This is a genomic window from Streptomyces acidicola (assembly GCF_009377235.1).
Taxonomy (GTDB): domain Bacteria; phylum Actinomycetota; class Actinomycetes; order Streptomycetales; family Streptomycetaceae; genus Streptomyces; species Streptomyces acidicola.
In genome coordinates, this window is sequence record NZ_VMNX01000188.1 from 1 (window position 1) to 18,359 (window position 18,359).

Here is an 18,359-nt window from a genome sequence, read left to right on the forward strand (position 1 = left end):
AGGTCCCAACCTCAACCCCGGCGTCAGCCCACACCCCGACCTCGACCCCGGCCCCGTTCGCGCCAGGCGCGCCGACCGCTCCGGGAGACGGCAAGGGCCTCAGCACGCCAGGCTCCGGCGGCCGGGGCCCCCGCCGCCGTGCACGCCGCGTCCTCATCGCCGCCGGTACGGCCCTGGCCGTCGCCGTGGTGGTCTCCCAGGTGGGGAACGCGGACAACGAGGGCACATCCGCCGACGCCTCCGACACCCCCGCCGCCGCGCTCCCCACCGGCTGGCAGCCCTGGCAGGTGAACCTCACCCGCGCCGCGAAGGACTCCGTGGTCAACAACGTGGACACCGTGGAATCCGGCTGCGTGCGCGGCGGGTTGTCGGCGTCAAGCGGGTCGTCGGCGCCCGGCGGGTCCTCCGAGTCCGGCGACTCCGTGTACTGCGCGGGGACCGGCTTCACGGTCGCCCGGATCGACGCAGCCTCGGGCCGCATCAAGTGGCGCTTCGGCAGCAACTCGCAGGCCGCCGAGCGCCCTCTCGGCGTACAGGACGGGCTCGTGTACGCACACGTGCAGCCGAACGAGGACACGGTGTTCTCGACCCAGCAGGTGGTCGCCATCGACACCGACACCGGAAAACGGGTCTGGTCCGGCAAGATCGACGCGGGCAGTCCCGCCGCCCTGTTCAGCGGCGGCGTCCTGGCCATGTCGGACGAGGGGAAGGAGTTCGTCGCCCTCGACGCGAAGACGGGCAAGCCCCAGTGGCGGACACCGGCGAAGTCGTCGGCCGGCACCTCCTGCGCCCCGGCCGTCCTGGGTGGCGCCCCCTACGGCATCTGCGTCAACGCCGAGGACCCCTTCAAGGGCCCGGCCGGCTTCGTGCGCCTCGACCCCGTCGACGGCACGGCGCGCGAACTCGACGAGCTGCCCCTGGCGGCGGAGCCGCTCGGCGCGATCGAGGGACAGCCGCTGTTCGCAGTACGGCAGAGCCTGGAGTCCGAGTCGAGGAACGGGCAGGACGAGCCGTACAAGGAACTGCTACGGGTGAACCCGACCAGCGGTGCCGTCACCCGAATCTCCCTGCCGGACACCTCGGGCGGCACGGACACCTCGAGTGGGCCGAACACCTCGCGCGGCAGGTCCACCCCGCGTGGTACGCCCAGCCTCGTCGGCGATGCCGTGTACTTCGTCCGCCCCGACGGAACCGTCACCGCGACGAGCGCGGCCAAGGGCGCCCTGCTGTGGGAGATGGACACCCAGATCGAGAACCTGTCGGCGCCGGTCCTGTCGAAGACGTACGACAACCTCTACTTCGTCAACCGCTACGGCCGTCTCCTCGCCCTCGACCGCCTGCGCGGCACCGAAATCTGGAGCACGGAAAAGCTGGACGACCCGGGGACCTCGGCGGAGGACCGGCTCCCGAGCGTGCTGCTGGTGAAGGACGCGATCGTGGCGGTGGCGGGGGACACGGCCTTCTCCGTGGACCCGGACCAACCCGACGAGCGCCCGTCGGCGGCCGCCACCACGAACTGACCCACAAACGGAGCGAGGCCGGAGAGAACGGGGAGAGCGGATATGAGCGCCACCGAGTTACACGCCGAGTCACACACCGAGTCACACAGCGAGCTGCACACCCACCAGCCGAGCATCGCCCGCATGTACGACTACTACCTGGGCGGCCGCGACAACTACGCGGCCGACCGCGCCGCCGCGGGCAGAGCGATCGCCGCCTTCCCGGCCATCATGGTCATCGCCCGCACCAACCGCGTGTGGATGCACCGGGCCACCCGGTTCCTCGCCGAACGCGGCGTCCGGCAGTTCCTGGACCTCGGCACCGGCATCCCCACCAGCCCCAACCTTCACGAGATCGCCCAGAGCGTCATCCCCGGCTCCCGCGTGGTCTACGTCGACAAGGACCCAGTGGCCCTCGCCCAGTCCGAGCACCTGCTGAACGGCAGCCCCGAAGGCCGCACGGCGTTCGTCCAGGCCGACCTGAACGACCCCGCCTCCATCCTGGCCGCACCCCAACTGACCGAGACCCTCGACCTGGAACGCCCGGTGGGCCTCAGCCTCAACGCCCTGCTGCACTTCTTCCCCGACGACCAGGACCCGGGCCCTTACGCCATCGTCGAGCACCTGCTCGGCGCCCTCGCCCCCGGCTCGTACCTGGCGCTGTCCCACGTCACGACGGACTTCGACCCCGAGGGCATCGGCCGCGCGATCGACGTCTACCGCTCCTCCGGCATCCCGGCACAGGCGCGCGGCAAGGCTGAGGTGGAGCGGTTCTTCGCAGACCTGGAGCTCGTCCCGCCCGGCCTCGAAGTCCCGCACCGCTGGAACGCCGACGGCATGGCCGAGGAAACCCGGATCGCCGCCGACGTGACCGACGCCGAGGTCTCCACGTACGTCGGCCTCGCCCGAAAGCCGTAAGCATCTGACAGCCGTGAGCAGCATCTGACAGCCGCGAGCGTCTGAAAGCCGTGAGCATCCGAACGGAGGCGCACACCTCCGAGGCAGGCCGAGAAACCCGCACCATCCGGCGAAATCACACGCTGTGCACTACCCAGCACGCTCGGTATCGTTGACATGCGAGGCGACTGTCAGTGACGCCGGTGATCAGGAGGCCTGCCATGGCCCGTACGTGGGAAGCCGACCCGTCGGCGTTATTCGTCAAACGGCTCGGGAGGTCCGCGGCGGAACTCGGCAATTCCGGACGACGACGAGTGCCCGGACATCTGGCAGTTGAGCAACGGCGACGTCGCCGTGATCGGCCGCGATCTCACCGTCCACTACGGCTCGCACCTGCCGGGCGGAGTCACGCTGGGCCCGGACGAGCGGTTGGTCGTGATCCCCGGGAACATGCTGAGCGCGGCGAAGGCAGACATCCCCGATGCTTGATCTCCGTATCCCCGCGCTCCCTGACGAACTGGGAGACCGGCTCACGCGCCAGGACTACAAACGGGACTTCCGGGAGCGCCGGACGGCGATCCGCGACGGCGAATCCTGGAAACTGGAGCGGTTGCAGCACTTCGAGGAGACGAACGACGACAGCCGGGACGCGTTGCGCACGGGAGACTGGCCGGAGGCGTTACGCCTCTTCGAAGCCGAGCGTGACGCCCTGCGGCGGAAGGCCCGGGAAGAGGAGTCGCGGGGCGCGGTCTTCCACCGCATCCGCGTGGTCGAGGAGCCCCTGACACCGTACGTGCAGTGGGAACTGCACTGGCTCCGCCTGAGCGCGGAGTGCGGCCACTCCGTCCGTGTCCTGCCCGCATCCGCGATCGCCTCCGCCGAGGCGGACGGATCCCTGCCGGAGCTGAACCTGCTGGACGGCCGGACTCTCTTCCGCGTGCTGTACACCGACACCGGGCAGCCGGACGGAGCGATCCGCTTCACCGATCCCCGGACCGTTCGCCGCTGGACGGACTATCTGCGGTACGTGTACGAGGCCGCCGAGGACGTCCAGGCGTACTTCGACCGGGCGGTGGCCCACCTGCCTCCCCCACCACCGGCTTGATCGGGGCACAGCGATCGACACGCCAAGAGACGACAGAGACGACAGAGACGACAGGGACGACAGGGACGACAGGGACGACAGCAGGGGACGGCCTCCCGGGGACTCAGCCCGCCTTTTCCGACTGCTCGGGCTGCACCCGGGGGCGGAGTTCAGCCTCCCCGCCGCGGCCGCGCTCGGCGAACTCACGCCCAGCCGAGCCCGCCGGCTGCTCGACGATCTCGTCGGCGCCCACCTGCTGGAACAGACCGCTCCGGACCGGTTCCAGTTCCACGACCTGCTGCGTGCCTACGCCACCGAGACGGTGCAGACGGACGAATCCTCCGAGCAGCGGCAAGCGGCAGTGCGGCGCATCGTGAGCTGGTACCTGCACACAGCGGACGCCGCTCAGACATGGCTGTACCCGTCCGAGGAGCATCTGCCGCTCCAGGAGCCCCCACCCGGCGTGCGGCCGCTCGCCTTCGCCGACTACAACGCCGCCGTTGACTGGTCCGAGCGGGAGCACGGCAACTCCTCCCCCTCGTACGCGGCGCGGCCCGCAACGGACTCAGGCAGGCAGCCTGGCAGTTGGCCACCGTGCTGTGGTTCGCACGGCCCCCTTCCGCGTCGGAACGTGACTGGCTGGAGCTGGGCCGAATCGGCCTGGAGGCCGCCGAAGGAGAGGACGACTCGCGAGCCCGGACACGGCTGCTCATCAACACGGGTATCGCGCACAGGGCTCTGAACAACTTCTCCGAAGGCCTCGACGCACTGGGCTGGGCCGTCACCCTCGCGCGCGGCTCGGACAGCCGGTTCGACGAGGCCCACGCACTCAACCTCATCGGCCTGATCCACCTTCGACGGCGCGACCTCGACCTGGCCGACACGCACTTCGGCCAGGCCCTGTCCCTCTACCGCGACCTGGACCACCGCCAGAGCACAGCCACCGTGCTGTCCAACATCGCCAGCACCCGCCTGAGCGCCGGCCGCCTGCCCGAGGCCACCGCCTTCCACCGCCAGGCCGCGGCCGTCCACCGCGACCTCGGGGACACCTGGCAACACGCCCTGGAACTCGACCACCTGGCCACCGCGGTCCACCCGAAGGACCCCCAGGCCGCCCACACGCACTGGACCGAGGCCCTGACCCACCTGAACCCAAACCCGTACTCCGACCCACGCGCCATGGCCATGCGCTCACGCATCGAGGAGCTGCTGCGGCAGCCGGGTGACCGGGGGATGCTGCCGTACCTGCACTCATAGTGGCACCCGTACCCGTACCCGTACCCGCACCCGCGCTCGTACCGGTGGCGTGCCGGGCCCGGCCGGCGCGGCACGCGGAGTTACCGTCAGCGGCATGGACGGTGATCGCCGAGGGTGGCGCGAGTGTCTGCTCAGCGGGGCGGTGTTCGCCGTGTGCATGGCCGGTACCACGCTGCCGACCCCGCTCTACCCCCTCTACCAGGAGAAGTTCGGGTTCTCCGAGCTGACGGTGACCGTCGTGTACGCCGTGTACGCCTTCGCGGTCATCGGCGTGCTGCTGCTGGCGGGCAACGCCTCGGACGCCGTCGGCAGGCGTCCGGTGCTGCTGTGGGGCCTGGGCTTCGCGGCGGCGAGCGCCGTCTGCTTCCTGTCCGCCACCGGCGTGGGCTGGCTGTACGCGGGGCGGCTGCTGTCGGGACTGTCCGCCGGTCTGTTCACCGGGGCCGCCACGGCGTACGTGATGGAGCTGGCGCCGTCCGGCGGCGCCTCCCGGGCCACGTTCGTGGCGACGGCCGCCAACATGGGCGGACTGGGCTGCGGCCCACTGCTCGCCGGAGTGCTCGCACAGTACGCCGCCTGGCCGCTGTACCTGCCGTTCGCCGTGCACCTCGCGCTGGTGGCCGCCTCGGCCGCCGTCCTGCTGCGACTTCCGGAGACCGTACGGGAGCGGCTGCCGCTGAGCACCGTACGACCACAGCGGCCCGCCCTGCCCCTGCAGGTACGGGCGGTGTTCGGCCCCGCGGCGACCGCCTCGTTCGCGGGGTTCGCCCTGTTCGGGGTGTTCACGTCGGTCAGCCCGGCGTTCCTCGCACGGTCCCTGCACCTGACCGACCACGCCCTGAGCGGACTGGTCGTCGCCCTCGCCTTCTTCGCCTCGACCGCCGGGCAACTGGCCGTCGGCCGGGTCGGGGTGCGGCGCTCACTGCCGCTCGGCTGCGCCGTACTCCTCGCCGGGCTGGCCCTGCTCGCGGGCGCGCTGCGGTGGGACCTGCTGGCGTTGGTGGTGCTGAGCGCGCTCGTCGGCGGGTGCGGGCAGGGGCTGTCGTTCCGCGGGGCGCTGTCCGCGGTGGCCGCGGTGTCTCCGGCGGACCGGCGCGCGGAGGTGATCTCGACGCTGTTCGTGGTGGCGTACGCCGGTATCTCGGTACCGGTGATCGGCGTGGGCTTCCTGACGGGCCCGATCGGCCTGGAGGGCGCGGGGCTGGTCTTCATCCTGTGCATGGCGGTGCTGGTCTCGACCGCGGCGGTGTATCTGCTGCGGCGGCCGGTGGCGGCAGGCACGTGACGGGTACGGTCACGGTCAGCCGGGCTCCTACTCGTGCAGGGGCGTCGGCCCGGCGCAAGTGCGTGGGCCTGGGCGTGGGCGTACGTGTGAACCAACCAGTGATCTCACCATGCCAACCCCCGCTGCGACGGCGGCGAAGTGCAACACAGGGGCGACAGCGAGGTTCTCCGGCATCGTGACATCGGCTGGGTGGGCCAGGGCCACGTACACGGTGAGAGGCAGTTTCCAGCAACTCCAGGCGAAGAGTGAGCCCGACCCGAGCCAGGCGAGCGCCAGCAGGAACCCATGGGGCACTTGGGCCGCACGCTTCCGGGACAGCGTCCAGGAGGCGGCGCCGCCGAGAAGCGCCCAGAGAGCACCCACGCCCGTCAGCAGGAGCCAGTTGGTATCCCGTTCGGCCGGGTTCGCGACACCGAGGGTGCCGCCGGCCGCCCAGTACAGCCAGACAAGGCCGACGGCGCCGGCGGCGAAAGCCGCCCACGGCGGAGCGGTAGGGGTACCGTCCGCGCCCTGCCGGGTGAACGCCTCGGGCCAGCGCCGCCGCAGGTAGGCGGGGAGTGCGAGCGCCAGGCCGGACCCCATCCCGATGAAGCCGAACTGGATCAAAGCGGCTTCCCAGCCAGGCATGGACGAGTCGCCGCGTCCGCTGTCAGCCGCACTGCCCCGCCCGGCGTCGAGCACCGTGGTGAGCACGGCGTACGGCAGGATCGACACGAGGAATCCCGCCCCCGTCCAAGCGCAGAATGCCACCAGCCACCCCGGTATCCGCATGCCCCAGGGCCGAACCAGGGCAAGCGCCAGAGCAATTCCCAGGCCCGCCATGCCGGTGGTCACCGTATTGAGGAGTACCCAGCCGGCGAGGTTGAAGCCCTCCCCGATCGGCGCCAGACCCAGCAGAGAGCCGACGACCCACGACACCTTGATCAACAAATAGGGCGACAGTGCCAGAGCCGCCCCATATCCCGCGCACCGCCCCACCCGGTCCCACCGTTCCACTGGATGCCCCTCCCTCTGCGAGAACGAGAACTCCAGCCTGGAGCACCACCCCGCCGGTACACATCAGCTACGGGGGGCGTTCGCCTCCATCGGATGGCGGAGCCCGCTGACATCCCCCAGGCGGACCTCGCCGACTCTGGTGTGCTGACGCTGGTCAGGCCGCGTGCACCTCGGGGCGTTGCCCTTTCACCGGCACATAGCCTGCTGCACGAGAGCCACGACCCAGGAGGGACCGCATGCCCAAGACCACTCAGCTGCGCACCTACACCGTGCGAGAGGGACTGCTCGACGAGTGGGTGGAGCGGTGGCGTACGGAAATCCTGCCGCTGCGCCTGGAGTTGGGCTTCACCATCGATGGCGCCTGGGTGGATCGCGCGCGCAACCAGTTCATGTGGCTCATTTCCTATGACGGCCCGGAGCCATTCACCGACCGTAACGCGCGCTACTGGGCTTCGCCGAAGCGGAAGGCGATGAACCTGGATCCGGGCGACTACCTGCTGCACACCGACGACCGGACGGTCGAGCCGCAGTTGTGATCACGGGGCGAGCGGGAGCACGTGGTGTCGCCGCGCAGCGTTCGTCGTTGCTGAACACGCGGACGACCCGGTTGCGGGCTTCCGCTTCCGGCCCGGCCGCCTCCCGGCGGTCGAGGTAGGGGCGGTGGGCCATACGCGGGCGGTGCCGGGCCATCTGCTCAGTGTGCGTGGGCCAGCCGTCCAGAGCATCGCTGATGTATTGGAGTGTCATGGGCCCAGCCGCACGTCGATGAGGTCCCCATGGTCGGCGAACACATGGTGGGTCAGTGCGGCGCGCCGCAGGACTGCCCCCAACCCAGTTGCAACCTAGACCAGACGACCTCGAAGGGCCCGTATAAACGTCTCCCATGCATGGCTTGGTACGACGACCACGGGCCCTTCAACATGCTTCGAGTCGCGAACGAGGGTGCCGTCACCGGTACGAGCGCACTCCACGCACTCCGTCCCGCTGCCTCCGCTGTAAGAAGACTTGAACCAGTGGGGGGTGGGCGTCGTCGTCATGAGGGCTCCTGGCTTATGCGGTGGATGAGTTCCTTGGACGATTCGAGGTCGAGCGCCTGTGCGCTCAGGTACTGGAACGCCAACCTATAGCGATCCAGTTCCTGGGGCTTCTCCATGAACAGTCCTCCGCCGAGGAGGTCTACGTAGACCACGTCCAGCTCAGGCTTCGGCCCGCGCAGGATCGCAAAGCTCCCGACTGCCGCAGCGTGGGCGCCTGTTGAGAAGGGGAGTGCCTGGACCGTGATGTTGGGTCGATTACACATGTCGAGCAGGTGTCGTAGCTGGTCGCGCATGACCTGGTGACCACCGACGACGCGCCTGATGGCGGCCTCATCGATCACACACCAGATGTGCGGCGGCTCGTCACGCTCCAGGAGCTCTTGCCTCTTCATGCGGATGTCGACCATGTGCTGGACTTCGCGTTCCGGACACTGCACTTCCGAAGCACGATGCACGGCTTCGGCGTATGCACGGGTCTGGAGGAGGCCTGGAACGTACATGCAGGCGTAATGGTCTTCGCGTACCACCTCATCTTCGAGCGTGAGCATGAGGTTCATGGACTCGGGGATGGGATCGGCCAGTGACCGCCACCAGCCTTGGATCTTGGCTCCTTTAGCGAGCTCGACCAGCGCAAGACGTTCCTCATCGGAGGCGCCGTACTCACGGCAGAGGGCATCGACAGCTGGCCATTTGACTGTGCCCTCCTTCGTCTCGTAGCGACTGAGTGTCGCCTTCGAGATGCCGACGCAAGCGCCCGCTTCCTCAAGTGTTAGCCCCTTGAGCTCACGGAGACGACGCAGGTCGGCGCCCAACTGACGCCTACGGGTGGTGGGTCCAACTGCCATCTTCGGGGCCTTTCATGTCGATCTGTCAGATCGTGGAGCGTGACTGAGACTGGCTGCAACGTCGCGCGCGCCGGGGGCGTGAAGCGAGTGACCGTGCTCCAAGCCCTGCGGGATGAGAGTTCCATTTTGAGAGTCTCAATGCAACTCTATGTGCAGGATCGATTGCACAACGCAACTCGACCTAGAGTCGGAGGGGTTGAGTGATGAGCTGCGCTGTAGGTGTAACGAGGAAGCCCTGGAGCCTGCCGTTCGTGGCAGAGGCCGAAGAGGTGGCGTCCCTGCGGCGCCTCATGCGGCTGCACTTGGGGCTCTGGGGTTTGCACGAAGTCATTGACGACGCTCAGCTCTGTCTCAGCGAACTCGTCTCGAACGTCATCGCGCACGTTGGGGTCGGCACTCCGGCCACTCTGGCTGTCTCCATCAGCGGCACCCGCCTGCGTATCGAGGTCCACGACCCCGATACCCGTGCTCTTCCCACCCTTGTCGATGCAGAGGCCAACTCCGAAGCAGGCCGCGGAATGGCCCTCATCGATGCCATCACTGACAGATGGGGCGTCCAGCTGAACGCCGACAAGAAGGTGACCTGGTGTGAACTGGCCACGGGATTGCCTGCCGTGGACGGGCACTGCGGAGGCCTACGAGTGACCCGAGCCGAAGCGCTGCTGAGCGTGTACGGGAACGAGCGGGTGCTCCTACCACGGCCAGCGCGCTCCGGCGGGCTCAGCGTGGCGGTGGCGGAGGAAGCGGCGATCGACATGATCGCGGATGTGCTCCACTGGTTGTGGGCTCACGGATGCGACGCTGACGAGGCGCTCGATCGCGCACAGACCCACTTCGAGGCCGAGGTGGGCCTGACCGGCGAATGAGCGGGAGTTCATCCAGCGGCGATCGCCGAATAGGACCAGACGTCCGCTGGAATCTCGTGGTTCAGTCTCCACGTGATCGCCATCGGCTTACTCCCCGTATGTTCCACGTACTTGGCCGGACCCAGCAACAACCACGGCTGGGCTCCGCCAATATCGGTGTTCTTGTAGCGCCGGACGAAGAGCAGGACGTGGCTGCCCTCAGTGACATGATGCTGATAGCGGAGGCCAGTCGGGGAGCTTTCCGATGTCTGGTTCTGGGACTCCCAATGGAAGAGAGTCTCGCTGAGTGCGTAGTCGTGGTAGCGGGTCTGCGGTGAGAAATCCCTCTCGTCCTTCTCTAGCGTGATGAGGAGGGCGTCGGTCTTGATCGACTCACACCACTTCACGCCCTCGCGGAAGTCGCCCGGCATGAAGCCCCCGATGTAGGACTGACCAAGGGAGGAAAGGATCTCCTCGCGACTATACGAAGCGTGCACTGTTAGTGGGATACCGCTCGGGCCTCCAACCCTTAGGAGCGGGATCGGGACGTGCTCAGTGTGGGCCAAGTTGTACTTCAATACTTGGCGCAACTCGCTACGGAATGCGCGATATTTGCGCAGAGTTGCAAACCCGGCGCTGTATGTTGCGAAGTCCTTGCGGGTTATGCCGCCCAGCGGCCACAGCTGGAAGAAGAGCATGCGGGCGTAGGCCTGTTGCTGTTCGTCGAGCTCGTTGTAGGGAGGTGCATCGTCTTCGAGCATTCGTGTGTACGCTGCTACTCGCAGCGGGTCGTCCACGTGAAGGAAGGCGGGAACCCGCTTGAGAAGCGCGGCTTCGCCTTCCGGAGCCTCATCCTGCAACATGCTAGATCGGCGGAGCAGCCCCGTCCATGAGTTGCCACTTCCTTTGTAGAGCTCTTTGAGTTCACGGCCACTCTCGTGAAGATAATGGCCGAGCTGCGGCTCGGCGTATTCGGCTACCTCGCGTGCTAGTGCCGTTACGTTGATGCTGATTTGTTCCTTGATGTTAGCGATGATGGTTTTCTTGGCCTTCTCCTCAAGGACAATCTCGCAGCCGGACGGAAGCTGGGGGAAGTCATGCTCCATGTGGTCCAGGAGCCTCTTGCGGGTCAGGCTCGTCAGGGCGCGGAACTGGTTCTCGAAACGGAACTCCTTGCGATGCTGGCCAATGAAGTCCAGCACGGTCAGTACGGCTTTGTCCTCGGTGCGACGGAGGCCACGGCCGAGTTGCTGGAGGAACACTGTCGCGCTGGAGGTGGGGCGGAGCAGGAGCAAAGTGTCAACGTCCGGGATGTCGAGCCCCTCGTTGAAGAGGTCGACTGAGAAGATGACCTGCAGTGCCCCTGACTTGAGGTCAGAGAGTGCCTGCTTACGTTGGTCTGCGGGAGTCTTGCCGGACAGAGCAACGGCATTGAGACCGGCAGTGCGGAAGGTCTCCGCCATGAAGTGAGCGTGTGTGACCGACACGCAGAAACCCAGCGCACGCATGTTGGCCGGCTGGGCGACCTTTTCCTCAACGGCCTTCACGACCAACCGTGCACGCGTGACGTTTTCGGACAACGCGTCGCTTAGGGCGTTCACTTCGTAGGCGCCCTGCTTCCACTTCACCGTGCTCAGGTCGGTGTTGTCGCTAATGCCGAAATAGTGGAACGGGCTGAGGAGATCATTCTCCAGTGCCTCCCAGAGCCGCATTTCGGCAGCGATCCGGCCATCAAAGAACTCGTCCTGGATGTTCTTGCCATCCATGCGCTCGGGGGTGGCGGTCAGGCCCAGCAACTCCAACGGCTTGAAGTGGTCAAGGATCTTTCGGTACGTTGGTGCGGTTCCGTGATGGAACTCGTCGATCACGATCACATCGAAATGATCGGGTGCGAGCCGGTCCAGTGTCCTCGTGTTCAGCGACTGGACACTGGCGAAGACATGCGTCCAGCGTTCCGGGATATCTCCGCTGTGGAGGGATTCGCCGAAGTTCGGGTCCACCAATACGTCTTGATAGGTCCGCAGGGATTGTTGCAAGATCTCCTTACGGTGACCCACGAAGAGCAGGCGCAGGTTTCGGCCGAACTTCTTGCTCAGCTGCTTGTAGTCGAGTGCCGCCATTACCGTTTTGCCGGTACCGGTTGCCGCCACCAGCAGATTCCGGTGTCGGTCGTGAACCGCACGCTCGACTTCCAGTCGCTCCAGCATGTCGCGCTGATGCGGATATGGTCGTACCTCAAGGCCGGACAGGGTGATTTTGCGCTCCACAGCGGCTGTCGAGGAGGCGCCTCCGGCGATCGCCAAGGCCTCCTGTAGGCGGCTGCCGTCAGTATCCGGGTCGTACAGCTCGAAGGACGGATCGCTCCAATACGCCTCGAAGGTCGCCTCGAACTTCCGCAGCACGTCCGGAGTCGCGATGGAAGACAGCCGAACGTTCCATTCAAGACCATCGAGCAGCGCGGCCTTGGAGAGGTTGGAGCTGCCGACGTACGCCGTGTCGTAACCGCTCTTGCGGCGGAACAACCACGCTTTTGCGTGCAGTCGTGTCGACCGCGTCTCGTAGTTGACCTTGACCTCGGCGTTGAACTCCTGCACTAGTCGATCCAGCGCGCGTCGCTCCGTCGCGCCGATGTAGGTCGTCGTGATGACGCGTATTGGCACGTCTCGCTCATGAGCTGCCCTCAGGGACTTCTCGATGATGCGCAGTCCGTGCCACTTTACGAAGGCGCAGAGCAGGTCAACACGGTCGGCGGTGGCGAGCTCGGCGCGTAACTCGAAGCCGAGGCTCGGATCTTCCGGTGAGTTGGTGATGAGTGCTGTGTCGGAGAGCGGGATACCTGGGCGTAAGGCGAATACACCGGGAGCTTCCTGCCTTGTCAGCGCGAGGAGTTGACGGGGGCCGTCGGCCACGAGATCTACCCACTCCTGTGCACCTTCGAGGGTGCTGATGGACTCCAGGATGTGGTTGGCCGCGTACACCCGCTCCTCGGCCGGGAGGTCCAGCAGTACGCGTCGTACTGTCTGGGCGACATGTCGTGCGAGGACGTGAGGAACTGACTCAGGTCCAACCACGTCGCTGACCGGACGCCACCCGAGGGCTGCGAGCTCCTTCAGCTTTTTCTCGCACCGCAGCGTGATGAGCTCCTCATACACGCCAGCGATGGGTTGTGACAGATCCCCTGGCTGAGTCACGTTGGGCCACCTTGATTGCTCGCTTGCCGCCGTGACCAGTTGTAACAGAGACCACTGACAAGTGGTGCAGGCTTGAGGCGATCACAGTTAGCGGTGACACGGTCAACTCTGGAATCTGACGTGACAGAAGCGATCGATGGGATCCAGTATGTCGGTGTGGGAGAGCGAAGGATTGGTCACATAGAAGGCATTGCCCCAGGAGCGGAGTACCGCCGCCGGATACCGCTGCAACGGGCCAAGCTGCATAGAGACAATCAGCGAGGTATCTCTTGGCTTGCCGACGAGGATGGCGCTGAAGTCGCCGACGCCATCGTGCTGCATGGCGGATACGAGGACGACGAGGATCACTGGACCTGGGTTCGGTACACGGGAGCCTCGCCCGACGCCGACAAATATGAGGTAAATGGGGTTAAAAAGCTCCTTCGTAGTCAATCTTGGGCATACCGCGATAATGCGGCTTTGATGCGGAGTTATGAGCGCGGGCACCCCATTCGGGTCATTCGTGGCTGGGAAGGGGACTCTCGGTACTCCCCGATCGATTGCTATAGGTACGACGGCCTGTACGAGATCACGGAGGCCCGCGCGGCGGTATCGAGGTCACCGGCACCAGATGGCACCCCCGTCAAGATCTGCCAGGTTGACCTGGAACGTCTGCCTGATGAGTTCCAAGATCCGACGTCGATAGAAGGTCGGATCTCCAACTTGCTGGAGCGGCAGAAAGGGCTCCTGCAAGAAGAGTTGGAGCCTGTAGGGAGTGAGATCGAAGAGGGAACGGAGGAAGAAGCCCAACAGGGCGAGAAGTTCCCTGAGACACGTTCTGCGCAGGTGCAGCGTCTGGTGCGCGACGCTGCGGTGACAAGGAACGTGAAGGCTCTCTACGACGGAGAGTGCCAGGTGTGCGGCCTGCGTTTGCTGGGGCCAGATGGGAAGCCTTATAGCGAAGGCGCTCACATCCGACCCCTTGGCAAGCCGCATAGAGGTCCTGATGTGGAACCGAACGTCCTGTGTCTGTGCCCCAACTGCCATGTGCGGCTTGATATTGGTGCCATCGTCGTTGATGACGACTGGTCGATAATCGTGCGCGCTGCAGTGCTTGGCGGAAACGTTCGTCCAAAGCTCAAGAGGCATCGGAAGCACAAGATCCACCTGGACTATGTCCGCTATCACCGCAAGCGGTGGCACGGGGAACTTGACCTCAGCGACGAGTAGAGCTGGTCACAGTCATCTGAAGCGTGCGGGGCGGGGTAGGTTCGCTACCCCGCCCCGCCCCCAGCCAACCGCACGCCTTGCGCGGGTCTCCGGTCAACCGCCGCTGCGGTGACACTCCTCGTACGCCTTACCCGACCCACACCAGCACACCGTCCCTCTCTGCGGAGGCCACGTAACCGCCCGTCCCCGCGCTGCCAGCGTCGTCGCGTACTGCGGTAGCAGGGTGGTGTCTGCGGGTGACGAGCCTTCTGACGCTGCGAACGCCTCGTACGACGGGACCGTTCCCGTCACGATCCCAAGGTTCGGCGTGCCCGAGGCGGACAGCTCGCGCAGTGACCCCTCTATCGTCGTCAGGTGCTCCCCATGCGACGGGTACTCCTCGACCAGTGACGGGTACGCCGCCACCAGCTCCTCCAGCTCCCCCGTCGGCCAGTGCAGGACCGCGACCGGGAACGGGCGGGAGAGGGCCTGGCGGTAGGCGTTCAGTTCGGCGCGGAGGCGGGAGATCTCCGCCTCCAGTTCCGCCGGGTTGTCGGAGCCCAGGGACCAGACGCGCTTGGGGTCGTGGAGTTCGTCCAGGGAGACCGAGGACGAGTGGAGGGTGTCCGCGAGGGCGTCCCAGTCGTCGTGGGGGACGCCCAGCATGCGGCGTACGCGGTGGCGGCCGAAGAGGAGGGCGTGGGTGGAGTAGGGGGGTTCGGAGACGCCGGTCAGGAGCAGCGTCGCGCCCTCCGTGAACATCTCCTGCGCCGCCTCCAGCTCGTCGTGGGCCTCCAGGGCCTCCGCCGCGATCACCCAGGGGGCCGGGTCGCGGGGAGCGGACGTCCGGAGGCCCTCGATGATCGCCCTTGCCTCCGCCTCATGGCCGTACTCCCAGAGGTTGGACGCCTTGAGGGCGCGTACGAGGTGGGGGTTCTCCAGGGAGTCCGGGGAGTCGGGGGACGACAGGAGGCGGTCGTACAGTGCCGTGGCCTCGGGGCGGGCGCCGGCCAGTTCCAGGTGGGCCGCGGCCTGCAGGAGCAGGTGCTCGGCGTCCTCGGGGTGGATGCCGGCCGTCCGCTCCAGGCGGGCCGCTTCGGCGTGGTGGTCGACGTTCTCGGCGGAGGTGTCGGGGCGCATGGGGGACACCGTACTGCCGTTGGATGACAAGCATCAGATATCCGTGGGTCAGTAGGTGTGCGTACCTGGCTTTCCCTGGTCTTCCGCTGGTCCTCCCTTGGTCTTCTTACGAATATGTGCTCCATCTGTTTCACGGAGGGGCCGGACCGGCATGACCGGCGTGAATGACGGCGGTCCGGCCTCCCTCCGGAGAGGTCGGACCGCCGTTTCTTCGGGTGGCGGACAGATCAGCCCGTCACTGCCTTGAGCCGTACGTGCACGTCGTGGCCCTTGTGCCAGCCCGTGTCGATCAGCGGGCTGTGCCGGCTCTCGTCGCCCCAGCCGTAGTAGCGGTGCCAGCTCTCGCGCCATTCGCCGTTCACGTTGGAACCCGTCGCCGTGTACGCCTGGGCGATCTTGCCGTCGTGCTTGTTGTCCCACAGGTACAGCTGCGCCTTTGTCTGCGTGCGGGAGCCGCTGTAACGGTCGCACTCGCGGTACTTGAGCCCGGTGGCGTTGCCCGAGGTCTGGATGGTCCGCCAGCTGGTGCAGGCGCCCTCGGCGGAGGCCGACGGCGCGAGCCCGAGCCCGAGGCCGCCGAAGCCCAGGACGGCTGCCAGGCCAGTCACCGTGAGTCGTGTACGCATGTTCATGATTCGGTGTCCTTCCGTGCCGATGGGGCGGCGCGGGGTTGTGGACCGCGCGGCCCTGCTTGCGACACCGAGAATGCTCGTCGGCCCGCCGTCGCTGCCACGCCTGCGGCCCGGCTGACTCCATGATGGGAAATCAACCCCCTGACCTGCTGGGATGCCTGACGGTCTGACGCTTTGGCGGGACGGCGCGCGGTTGCTGTTTGAGCCGGTGGGTGGCCGGTGGGTGGCCTGTGGGTACAGGTGGGGTGGCTGGGGTTTACAGGGCCCTGCCTTGGGCTTCACCGGACAGGGTCCTGCGCGGGGAGGAGGGAGAGGGGATGCCCGCCTACACCGCCACCCCGTCCACCTGCAACGTCTGCACCGCCCCCGCCGCGAACGGCACCGCCACCGACTTTCCGCTCAGACGCGTGTCCGAGTACGAGCGGTAGCGGTCGCTGCCGCTGGAGGTGTGGGTGTTCCAGCGGGGGACCAGGCCGCCCGAGCCGCCGGTGACCGTGCCGAAGCGGGAGAGGTCGAAGGTCAGGGTCTGGGCGGAGGACGACTTGTTCACTGCCACGATCACCAGGCGGCGGGCCGAACGGTCCAGGGCCGCCGCCGCGTAGTCCACGCCCGTGTCCAGGATCGTCATCCCGGGGCGGATGTGGCGGCTGAACTGGGCCATCACGTAGTACTTCGTCTGGACGGTCGTCGGCTGCAGCGTGCCCGCGTCGTACGCGATCATCGCCCAGCCCGCCGTCGGGTCCATCACCTGCCAGTAGACCCACGCCGTCGGGTGCAGCCAGCGGAAGTCCTGGCAGAGGTTCGACGCCAGGCTGAGGCCGGTGCCGTCGCCGTCGCCCGTCTCCGAGTTCCAGAGCTTTTTGCCGGACGACGTCACCACGTCCGTGTAGAGCAGGTCGCGGCGGCCGCCCGAGCCCTGGTAGCCGTGCACGTTGACCTGGCTGACCAGTGCCTTCGTCGACGATCCGAAGGAGCTCCAGGTGCTGCGTGCCGTGTCGTAGTTCGTCTCGTCCGACGCCGAGATACGGACGCCGGTCAGGCCCCGCTTGTCCAACTCACTGCGCATGTACGGCAGTACGGACGCCTGGACCGCCGGGTCCATGTGGCAGCCCTCCTGGGTGCCGGTGTCGGTCCACCAGGTGGAGGCCGGCTCGTTGAAGGGGTCGACCGTCGCGAAGTTCACTCCCCAGTTGTTCCTCGCGTACAACGCCACCGCCGCCAGGTGGGAGGCGTGTTGGCGGTAGTTCCAGGACTGGAGGTTGTTGCCGCCGCCCGAGGCGCCCGACGGGTTGTGGTTCACGCACATCCACCACATGGGGGAGTTGGCGAACAGCTCGGTCGTCGCGCCCCGTTGGACCGCCTTCTGCAGCATGGCCCGCTGCGTGGCGTCGGCCGTCCAGTCCCAGGCCGAGGACGCCGGGTCCTCGTTGCTCCAGTCCTGCCAGTAGCCCTCGATCTGCTTGAACGCCGGGATGTTGGGCGACTTGACCATGGTCTCGCCGCCCACGCTGTTCCAGCTGCACGCGCCGAGGTTGTAGCGGGCGATGGTGAGGCCCAGGCCGGGGAGGCTCGTGCCGTTGTACGTCACGGAGTTGGTGGTGAAGAAGGCGTCGGCGAAGTCGTTGCGGGTGCCGAAGACGTTCGCCCACCAGGCGAGCGAGGTGCCCCAGCCCTCCCAGGTGCCGTACGTCGTACCGGGGTTGACCGCGATCGTCGCGTCGGCGCGGGCCACGCCCGTGCCCAGGGCGCCGCCGAGGAACGCGCCTCCCGCGGCGGCCAGCAGGGCTCTGCGGCGGAAGGCGGAGGGGCGGTCTTCGGGTGTGTGCGGTGTCTGTGGCGTGTGTGGTGTGTGCGGTGTCTGTGGTGTGGACATGTCAGCTCCGGGTGAATGCGGGTGCCGGGGATCAGGAAGTCCATCGGAAGAGTCAGGGCTGAACGGTGGTGTTGTCGAGAGGCGTGACGGCGCTTTCTGAGGTTTCTTCCAATGGTTGTGAGAAGGGGAGTCAAAAGCAGTCGGTGAGCATTCGGTGAGCGGTCGGTGGGCTGTCGCTCTGGTGAGTTGCAGGAAGGCGCCCTATCGTGCGGCCCCGGCAAATCAGGCGAACGGAGGCGTACGCATGCGGGCTCCCGCCGTCGTCCACCACGGCACCCGGCGCCGGCGTGCCACGTACCGCCGTCTGCTGTGGACCTCCGCCGAACTCTCCGTCACCCTCGGCGTCGTCCTGCTGCTCCTCGTCGTCCACCAACTGTGGTGGACCAACCGGCAGGCCCGCGAGGGCGCCGAGCGGAGGGTCGAGGCGCTGGAGCGGGAGTGGGGTGCGGGCGGCCAGGGCCCGGCCACCGGCACGGACGACGCCACCCCCGCCCCCGGCCCCGTCACCGAGCCCACGACCGAGGCCGAGGCCGAAGACGCCGACGACGGCACCCGGACCCGGCGCACGGCCACCAGCCGCACCCCCACCC

Annotated in this window: 16 protein-coding genes and 2 pseudogenes; 10 read left to right on the plus strand and 8 right to left on the minus strand. The window is 67.0% G+C overall.

Annotated elements, in window-relative coordinates:
• The 4 genes and pseudogenes from FPZ41_RS34205 to FPZ41_RS34220 form a co-directional block, all read left to right on the plus strand.
• Window positions 1–1,520 (plus strand): outer membrane protein assembly factor BamB family protein (locus tag FPZ41_RS34205; protein ID WP_152867473.1); only part of this gene is annotated, 1,520 nt, incomplete at its 5' end.
• Window positions 1,521–1,562: 42 nt separating this feature from the next.
• Window positions 1,563–2,417: an SAM-dependent methyltransferase gene (locus tag FPZ41_RS34210; protein ID WP_152867474.1), complete on the plus strand. Its 855-nt coding sequence runs from the start codon at window positions 1,563–1,565 to the stop codon at window positions 2,415–2,417.
• Window positions 2,418–2,617: 200 nt separating this feature from the next.
• Window positions 2,618–2,885, plus strand: a pseudogene (locus FPZ41_RS34215) (hypothetical protein).
• A complete protein-coding gene (locus tag FPZ41_RS34220) occupies window positions 2,878–3,501 on the plus strand; it encodes a DUF6879 family protein (protein WP_152867475.1) in 624 nt (207 codons plus the stop codon). The pseudogene FPZ41_RS34215 and the gene FPZ41_RS34220 overlap by 8 nt, the downstream one beginning before the upstream one ends.
• 103 nt (window positions 3,502–3,604) lie before the next feature.
• On the opposite strand, the gene FPZ41_RS48885 is transcribed toward FPZ41_RS34220, so the two are convergent.
• A complete protein-coding gene (locus FPZ41_RS48885; protein WP_228023163.1) occupies window positions 3,605–3,772 on the minus strand; it encodes a hypothetical protein in 168 nt (55 codons plus the stop codon).
• A gap of 302 nt (window positions 3,773–4,074) precedes the next feature.
• Here FPZ41_RS48885 and FPZ41_RS48890 point away from each other — a divergent pair, with 302 nt between their 5' ends.
• Together FPZ41_RS48890 and FPZ41_RS34230 are read left to right on the plus strand one after the other, a co-directional pair.
• Window positions 4,075–4,737: a tetratricopeptide repeat protein gene (locus FPZ41_RS48890; protein WP_322621082.1), complete on the plus strand. Its 663-nt coding sequence runs from the start codon at window positions 4,075–4,077 to the stop codon at window positions 4,735–4,737.
• A 94-nt stretch (window positions 4,738–4,831) separates the two neighbouring features.
• On the plus strand, window positions 4,832–6,022 hold the full coding sequence (locus tag FPZ41_RS34230; RefSeq protein WP_152867476.1) for an MFS transporter: 1,191 nt from the start codon (window positions 4,832–4,834) through the stop codon (window positions 6,020–6,022).
• A 27-nt stretch (window positions 6,023–6,049) separates the two neighbouring features.
• Here FPZ41_RS34230 and FPZ41_RS34235 read toward each other — a convergent pair whose 3' ends face one another.
• Window positions 6,050–7,018: a hypothetical protein gene (locus FPZ41_RS34235; protein ID WP_322621080.1), complete on the minus strand. Its 969-nt coding sequence runs from the start codon at window positions 7,016–7,018 to the stop codon at window positions 6,050–6,052.
• A gap of 236 nt (window positions 7,019–7,254) precedes the next feature.
• On the opposite strand from FPZ41_RS34235, the gene FPZ41_RS34240 reads away from it, so the two are divergent.
• Window positions 7,255–7,554, plus strand: a complete 300-nt coding sequence (locus FPZ41_RS34240) for an NIPSNAP family protein (RefSeq protein ID WP_152867478.1) — start codon at window positions 7,255–7,257, stop codon at window positions 7,552–7,554.
• Between the two features lie 306 nt (window positions 7,555–7,860).
• Here the strand turns inward: FPZ41_RS34240 and FPZ41_RS34245 are convergent, their stop codons facing one another.
• Together FPZ41_RS34245 and FPZ41_RS34250 are read right to left on the minus strand one after the other, a co-directional pair.
• On the minus strand, window positions 7,861–8,055 hold the full coding sequence (locus FPZ41_RS34245; RefSeq protein ID WP_152867479.1) for a DUF397 domain-containing protein: 195 nt from the start codon (window positions 8,053–8,055) through the stop codon (window positions 7,861–7,863).
• Window positions 8,052–8,900, minus strand: a complete 849-nt coding sequence (locus FPZ41_RS34250) for a helix-turn-helix domain-containing protein (protein WP_152867480.1) — start codon at window positions 8,898–8,900, stop codon at window positions 8,052–8,054. The genes FPZ41_RS34245 and FPZ41_RS34250 overlap by 4 nt, the downstream gene beginning before the upstream one ends.
• A 203-nt stretch (window positions 8,901–9,103) precedes the next feature.
• Here FPZ41_RS34250 and FPZ41_RS34255 point away from each other — a divergent pair, with 203 nt between their 5' ends.
• Window positions 9,104–9,766 carry an ATP-binding protein gene (locus tag FPZ41_RS34255; RefSeq protein WP_152867481.1) on the plus strand — a complete coding sequence of 221 codons (663 nt, stop codon included), beginning with the start codon at window positions 9,104–9,106 and terminating at the stop codon, window positions 9,764–9,766.
• A gap of 8 nt (window positions 9,767–9,774) precedes the next feature.
• Here the strand turns inward: FPZ41_RS34255 and FPZ41_RS34260 are convergent, their stop codons facing one another.
• The gene (locus FPZ41_RS34260; protein ID WP_322621081.1) at window positions 9,775–12,936 is read right to left on the minus strand and encodes a DUF3427 domain-containing protein; all 3,162 of its coding nucleotides are present in this window, start codon (window positions 12,934–12,936) and stop codon (window positions 9,775–9,777) included.
• Window positions 12,937–13,056: 120 nt separating this feature from the next.
• On the opposite strand from FPZ41_RS34260, the gene FPZ41_RS48895 reads away from it, so the two are divergent.
• The gene (locus FPZ41_RS48895) at window positions 13,057–14,145 is read left to right on the plus strand and encodes a YDG/SRA domain-containing protein (RefSeq protein WP_152867483.1); all 1,089 of its coding nucleotides are present in this window, start codon (window positions 13,057–13,059) and stop codon (window positions 14,143–14,145) included.
• Window positions 14,146–14,238: 93 nt separating this feature from the next.
• Here the strand turns inward: FPZ41_RS48895 and FPZ41_RS34270 are convergent, their stop codons facing one another.
• The 3 genes from FPZ41_RS34270 to FPZ41_RS34280 all read right to left on the minus strand — a co-directional run bounded on the left by FPZ41_RS34270 (window position 14,239) and on the right by FPZ41_RS34280 (window position 17,769).
• Window positions 14,239–15,264, minus strand: coding sequence for an SEC-C metal-binding domain-containing protein (locus FPZ41_RS34270; protein WP_152867484.1), 1,026 nt, complete (start codon window positions 15,262–15,264; stop codon window positions 14,239–14,241).
• Between the two features lie 227 nt (window positions 15,265–15,491).
• Window positions 15,492–15,896 carry a hypothetical protein gene (locus FPZ41_RS34275; RefSeq protein ID WP_152867485.1) on the minus strand — a complete coding sequence of 135 codons (405 nt, stop codon included), beginning with the start codon at window positions 15,894–15,896 and terminating at the stop codon, window positions 15,492–15,494.
• 325 nt (window positions 15,897–16,221) lie between these two features.
• The gene (locus FPZ41_RS34280; RefSeq protein WP_152867486.1) at window positions 16,222–17,769 is read right to left on the minus strand and encodes a glycoside hydrolase; all 1,548 of its coding nucleotides are present in this window, start codon (window positions 17,767–17,769) and stop codon (window positions 16,222–16,224) included.
• 244 nt (window positions 17,770–18,013) lie between these two features.
• Here FPZ41_RS34280 and FPZ41_RS48900 point away from each other — a divergent pair.
• Window positions 18,014–18,359 (plus strand): annotated as a pseudogene (locus tag FPZ41_RS48900) (class E sortase); the annotation flags it as partial.